Genomic DNA, 6,915 nt, shown 5'->3' with positions numbered 1-6,915 from the left:
ACTTAACTCTTTATCCTCTACAAATTGCTCCCACTTTTCAACAATTCTTTCATCTTCGGAATCTTGCTTGCGAAGATGATAGGCCTTGAGCAAATCATGAGGTTCTAAAGATTTTCCACGATTATTCTGAGAATCAAATAGCTGAAAGGCCTCTGATAATCGTTCTTGGGGCATAGTAATCACAGAGACAGCACAATTCTCTAATAAAAAGTTGCAAATGTCTTTTGCCTCATTTTCGCCAACTAATTGAGTTAAATTTTTCCACTCATTATAATTTTCACTCGCATGATAGCAAGATAGCTCTCCAAATTCTTCAGCACTCAACAGTTGATTAGCACCCTTATAATTCTCTAAGTCATCTAACGAATGAAGAAACAAAGAAATTGAAATTAGCCGTTGCTGTCCATCGACAATATCTAAGTGTCCATCATTCTTATGCAGGATAACGGAACCAATCTGATATTCCTTTTTCCCCATAGCATCTCGTAAATCATAAAAAAGATTACGGATATGTTTTCTGTTCCATTTATATGGTCTTTGATAAGAAGGAATCCGCAAATTCCCTTTTTTCAATAGTTCTCCAACCTTTTTAGAAGTAAATTGAATAGTCATTTTATCCTCATTTATATTTATCTATCATTTCTTGAACCGTTCGCTTCATATCCTCTACTAAAATCCGAGGAGACAAAACAGTAACTGCTTCCCCTTGTCCCAGTAACCAGCGTTTAAGACCCGGTGTATACTGACTTTTAAACTTAAAATGAGTCCAGGAACCATTTTTCCCAACTATTTTTGCATTTGGAAATTGATCCATCACAATAGTAGGATCATACAAATACCCAATCTCAATACTGATTTTCTTCCCGATAAAAGCATCAACTCTCTCGTTACGAATATCACCATCTCTAAATTTATCTCGATAAGAAATAGAGGGTTTCTCTATACCACTAAGAGACCATGATTGGATACGGTCTACTCTTAAAGTAATATAAGTAGCGTGTTTTAACTGATAAACAACCAGATAAAAATAATGACTATCATAGTAAAGAGATACAGGCAAAACCGTCTGCTTCTTAGAAGACTCCGAATAAGGTTTTTGATAGATAATGTCTAAGACCTGTTCATGTAGAATAGACTCCGATAAATTCCAAATTTTCTCTATTCTATCTTGCTGATCCGTTAAGGGAGCATAATTAAGCTTTTCACTACCAATGATTTGCTCAATTTCTTTCTGGTCATCACGAGGAATTAAAATCAGTAAATTTTTTAGTAAGCTATCAATTTCTGGCCGATTCAATGCTCGATTTTCCAATAAAATCTTTGAAATAACAAGTATATCCTTTTTATTAAAAACTGACTTACTTGATAGGCTATACTTATTCGTTTTACGACTATAAAGCAGGTCTCCATTAAAATCGGGATGACTGGATAAAATATCACGAAGGAGCGAAAAATCTCTCTGTATCGTCTTTTCACTAACCTCAAATTCCTGGGCTAATTGCTTTTTTCCTAACGGAGTCCCAAACTGTAAGCGTAAAAAGATTGTTAGTAATCTCTCTTGATCATTCATTTGCAATTTCCTTCTACATATTATTCAAACAATATTATTTCCAGTACATTTTTATCACTTCTATAGTCTAACTAGCACTTTATATTCAAAACGATTAAAGCAAAATAAACTAGCCCTTAGATGATTTCAACTGTACCACTATGCCAGATTCGAAGAACTCAACTACGGATTCAGCCATATTTTTTAAGTCTTCGGGTAAGCAGTCTGAATATACAATGAAGAGTTTGCTTCTTTTCTTATTCTCTTTGAATTGCTGCATCCAGTATTCCTGTACCCTTTGATCAGCCTCTCCCAAGAATTGAACTCCATCCAGAAAAATCAAATCATACTCTGTATACTCCATTTGCATTTTTATCCATTGACTATGTTTAGAAAAAATCAAATTATCTCTCACTCGATAATATGCAAGTGATGCTATTGGAGTAGCAGGTTTTATTTTAGTTAACGTATAAAACAAATGCCATCTGTCAGTCTCTGAAATACCGCAAATGTAAATACATTGAGAATCTTCTTTTAAGTCTATTTGTGGAAATCCGGTCCAATCACTCCCATCATCTTTCAAGCCTTTTTCAAAATTATAAATTTCCTCTTCAATTGACACATTAGAATTTAAAATTTCTTGATTCACCATATTATACTCTCTTTTCTTTTATTTTTAAGAGAATTATAACAAATCAAGTGGACATTTTTTGTCCACTTGATCAAAATAAGCAATTTTTTAAAACAAATCATCAAACAAACTCAACTGGTTGTCCTCTGGCATATTGCCGAGAATCCCCATTTCATCCATCTTTTCAACCAAGGTTGATGAAAGTCCACCACGCTTGCGCAGTTCTGTCTTAGAGAGGAACTCACCCTCTTCACGCGCACGCACCAACTGCTTAGCAACGTTCTCTCCCAGACCATCCATTGCTACAAATGGTGGGATAAGAGTGTCTCCGTCAATGATGAATTCAGTCGCATCACTACGATAGAGGTCTAACTTGCCAAACTTAAAGCCACGTTCCCACATCTCATTGACAATCTCAAGAGTGGTATAGAGGTCAATTTCCACATTAGAGGCTTCATTGTTCTTCCGTTTTTCAGCGATTTCTTCCATTCTGCGCTTGATGGCGTCCAAGCCCGCACCCATGGTCTTGATATCAAAAGCCTTAGCGCGGATTGAAAAGTAAGCACAGTAGTAATAAATGGGATGGTGAACCTTGAAGTAGGCTACGCGCAAGGCCATCATAACGTAGGCTGCCGCATGGGCTTTAGGGAACATATACTTGATTTTTCCACAGGACTCGATATACCACTCTGGCACCTTATTGGCCTTCATGGCTTCGATATAGCCATTTCGCTCCTCTTCTGAAATCTTCAACCACAAGCCCTTACGTACCCGTTCCATGATGGTAAAGGCCATCTTAGGCTCGAGACCCGCATGCATGAGGTAAACCATGATGTCGTCCCGACAACCGATAACAGTCGATAGGTCCGCAATTCCTTGCTTGATCAAATCCTGGGCATTTCCCAACCACACATCGGTACCGTGGGATAATCCAGACAACTGAAGCAATTCCGCAAAGGTCGTCGGATGCGTTTCGTCTACCATCCCACGTACAAAGTTTGTTCCAAACTCTGGGATTCCCAGCATGCCCGTCGGCGTTCCGATTTGCTCAGGTGTTACCCCTAGTACATCAGTTCCAGAAAAGAGGGCCATGACACCTTCATCATCCATAGGAATTTCATTAGGGTCAATACCAGACAAGTCCTGCAATTTTCGAATCATGGTCGGATCATCATGCCCCAGTACATCGAGTTTGAGGACATTCTCATCGATATCATGGAAGTTAAAGTGAGTCGTCTGCCATTCAGCCGTCACGTCATCCGCTGGATACTGAACAGGCGTAAAGTCGTAGACATCCATGTAGTTCGGAATAACAACGATTCCTCCTGGGTGTTGTCCTGTAGTCCGCTTGACACCGGCAGCACCTTGGGCAAGACGTTCCACCTCTGCATCACGATAAAACTTCCCATAGTCTCTCTCATAGCCCTTGACAAATCCATAAGCAGTCTTAGCAGCAACTGTACCAACCGTTCCTGCACGGAAGGCATATTCTTCACCAAAGATATCACGTACATCCAAGTGGGCGCTAGGCTGGTCTTCTCCCGAGAAGTTCAAGTCAATATCGGGAACCTTGTCCCCATCAAAACCAAGGAAGGTCTCGAAAGGAATATCCTGTCCATTTTTGCTGAGTTTATGACCACACTTTGGACAGTCCTTATTAGGCATATCAAACCCTGAACCGTAAGAACCATCCGTGATAAACTCGCTGTACTGACACTGACCACAGACGTAGTGTGGAGAGAGAGGATTAACCTCCGTAATCCCAATCATAGTCGCAACAAAACTGGACCCAACAGACCCACGAGAACCAACCAAGTAGCCCCGTTCATTGGAACGTTGCACCAGCATCTGCGAAGCCAGATAAATCACGGCAAATCCATTCCCCAGAATGGAAGTTAATTCTTTTTCAATCCGCAAATCAACGATATCTGGCAGCGGATTTCCATAAATCTCAAAGGCTTTTTTGTAGGTCAGCTCGGCGACCGTTTCTTCCGCCTTGTCAATGAAAGGTGTGTACAAGTCACCCTTAACAACCTCAACAGGTTCAAAGATTTCTGCCAAGACATTAGTGTTTTCAATAACTAGTTTGCGTGCTAAATCTTCACCCAAGAAGGCAAATTCATCCAACATCTCATTGGTCGTTCGAAAATGAGCCTTTGGAAGAGGAGCTGGTTGGGCATGTTCCCCATGACCAATGGTTCGGTTAATCATAGCCCCTTGTCCCAAACTACGGACGATAATTTCACGGTAAATCTCTTCTTCTGGTTCGATATAGTGGACATTTCCCGTAGCCAGAACAGGCTTGCCAAGACGATCTCCAACCTCTATCAAGCTCTTGATAATGGTCTGAAGTTCCTCCATATCCTTGACCTGCTCTTTGGCAATCAATGGCGCATAGATAGCTGGTGGCATGACCTCGATAAAGTCATAATACTTGGCCACCTCAACCGCCGCATCCACACCTTGGGATACAACCGCGTCAAAAACTTCACCCTCCGAGCAAGCCGACCCCAAAATCAAGCCCTCCCGATGGGCATCTAGAACCGTTCTCGGAATCCGTGGCACTCCTTCAAAGTACTTGGTGTTAGACAAAGAAACCAACTTAAAGATATTTTTCAACCCTACTTGATTCTTAACATAAATTGTCGCATGTTTAATCCGAGCTTTTTTATAAGAGTCTGGACTAATCAAATCAATGTTCAGTCTAGCCAAATCAGTCACACCATGTTTTTCTGCTACCTCTTTGATAAAGATGAAAAGCAAACGACCCGTAGCTTCCGCATCGTAGTTGGCCATGTGGTGGTGTTCAAGTGCTACACCAAAACGCTTAGTCAAAGGCCCCAAACCATGACGTTTATACTCAGGATAGAGATTTCTAGCAAACTCCAGCGTATCGATGACTGGCTGGCTAATTTTAGGAAGACCATGACGATCATAGTTAGCATTCATAAAGCCAACATCAAAGGTAGCATTGTGGGCGACTAAGACTGTATCCTTGCAAAATTCTTGGAATTCTTGCAAAACTTGTTCCAGTGGTTTGGCATTTTTAACATGGTCATCTGTAATTCCAGTCAACTCAGTAGTAAAAGCGGACAAGGGATGCCCAGGATTGATAAATTCATCAAATTCGGCAATAACATTCCCCTTGTACATCTTAGAGGCCGCAACCTGAATCAAATCATTATAGATAGCTGAAAGTCCCGTCGTTTCCACGTCAAAAACTACATAGGTCGCTTCTGACAAGTCCATCTCCACTTCGTTATAAACGATTGGAACACGATCCTCCACGATATTGGCTTCCATTCCATAGATCAGCTGGATTCCAGCTTTCTTGGCCGCCTTATAGCCGTGTGGGAAAGATTGAACATTTCCATGGTCCGTGATGGCAACCGCCTTGTGTCCCCACTTAGCAGCTATCGCAACGATCTCCTCTACTTCTGGTAGAGCATCCATAGTCGACATATTAGTATGAGCATGAAACTCAACCCGACGCTCACCTTCTGGCATCAAATCCTTCCGCTCATAGTGAACAACTTCCTGCACATCCTGGACGTTCATGGTCAAATCACGTGTGAAGTTATTCATCTCCACATTACCACGAACTCGGAGCCAAGAATTCTTCTTAATGATGTCAAACTTCTGAGCTTCTTCTTCATTCTTAACCCATTTTTGCATTGAAAAACTTGAAGTGTAGTCTGTCATTTTAAAGTTGATCAAAACGCGACCAGTTCTGGTCACTTTATGTTCCACATCAAAAACGACCCCTTCAAAGACCAGACGATTTTCCTCAGTCGTCACGTCAATCATCTGGGTAACTTCAGCCTTATCTAGTTTAGGCTTGGCCATAGCCTTTTTAGCCTGAAAATCAAAGGCTGGCTTCTCTTCTACTGGAGGAGGAGCCATTTGTTCCAATTGCTCCATAGCTCGAAGCGCTTCCTCATTGGCAGCCTGAACGATTTGTTCATTCTCCGTATGGAAGGCTTCCTCCTGCTCTTGTGTAAGAGCATCATTCTTTTCTATTTGGCATACAAAAGCTGGAAAACCAAACTTTTCGAGTTGCTTTGCCAAATTAGGAAGATGATTCTTCTTAAAGTGCTCCTTATCAATCGCCTCTGAACCTTCAATAATGAGTTGATTTCCCTCCACACGAACGTTTAAATTCTGGTAAAGAGATTTAAACCCCTGACTTGCACATGGACCTTCAGAAAAAGCCTCTCTATAGTAGGCCTGCAAGAGTTCATTAGAGACTTCTTGAGAAAGAGCCTTGATTTCGAAAACAGCTCGGTTTCCTGTCTTAGAAAATTCTTCACCAAGCCCTTTCTTTAACTCTAAAAAGATTTCAATCGGTAAAATATTAGAAAATACAAAATGAAATTCCCAAATCTTACTAATTTTATGAACCACAACACGCTCAATTCTGGCATCAACAAGAGCAGGATCCCGTCTCAATTGATCAGAGACTCCTAGTTGATTCATTAAAATTTCAAACTTACTTGACATTCATTTTCCTCACATTATTCTCTTACTATTTTACCATAATTAAAGAAAATATATGACTGGTACCATTCCTTAAGCACTACTAGTTTACACAAATTTGTTCCGTAAACAAAAAAGAAGACTCTCAGAATCTCCTTAATAAATAGAAAAAGATACCTTTAAGTATCCTCGCAATCAATCGGGAAGACAGGATTCGAACCTGCGACACCTTGGTCCCAAACCAAGTACTCTACCAAGC

The 6,915-nt window shown here is 40.6% G+C and carries 4 protein-coding genes; all 4 read right to left on the bottom strand.

The genetic code is table 11. The annotated features are described in order from the left end of the window. The coding region (locus GMD6S_RS07765; RefSeq protein ID WP_000155166.1) for a DUF262 domain-containing protein at nucleotides 1–612 on the bottom strand (612 nt) is incomplete at its 3' end. 7 nt (nucleotides 613–619) lie between these two features. Continuing rightward, complete coding sequence (locus GMD6S_RS07760; RefSeq protein ID WP_000999609.1) at nucleotides 620–1,570, bottom strand: helix-turn-helix transcriptional regulator; 951 nt, start codon at nucleotides 1,568–1,570, stop codon at nucleotides 620–622. A 109-nt stretch (nucleotides 1,571–1,679) separates the two neighbouring features. After that, nucleotides 1,680–2,201 carry a DnaA ATPase domain-containing protein gene (locus GMD6S_RS07755; protein ID WP_000247995.1) on the bottom strand — a complete coding sequence of 174 codons (522 nt, stop codon included), beginning with the start codon at nucleotides 2,199–2,201 and terminating at the stop codon, nucleotides 1,680–1,682. 87 nt (nucleotides 2,202–2,288) lie between these two features. Continuing rightward, nucleotides 2,289–6,680, bottom strand: coding sequence for a PolC-type DNA polymerase III (locus tag GMD6S_RS07750; protein WP_000095448.1), 4,392 nt, complete (start codon nucleotides 6,678–6,680; stop codon nucleotides 2,289–2,291). Nucleotides 6,681–6,915 lie beyond the last annotated feature (235 nt).

This window comes from Streptococcus sp. GMD6S, from assembly GCF_000297015.1.
Note: the sequence above shows the minus strand (reverse complement) of the source record. Positions and strands in the feature narration are given on the sequence as shown.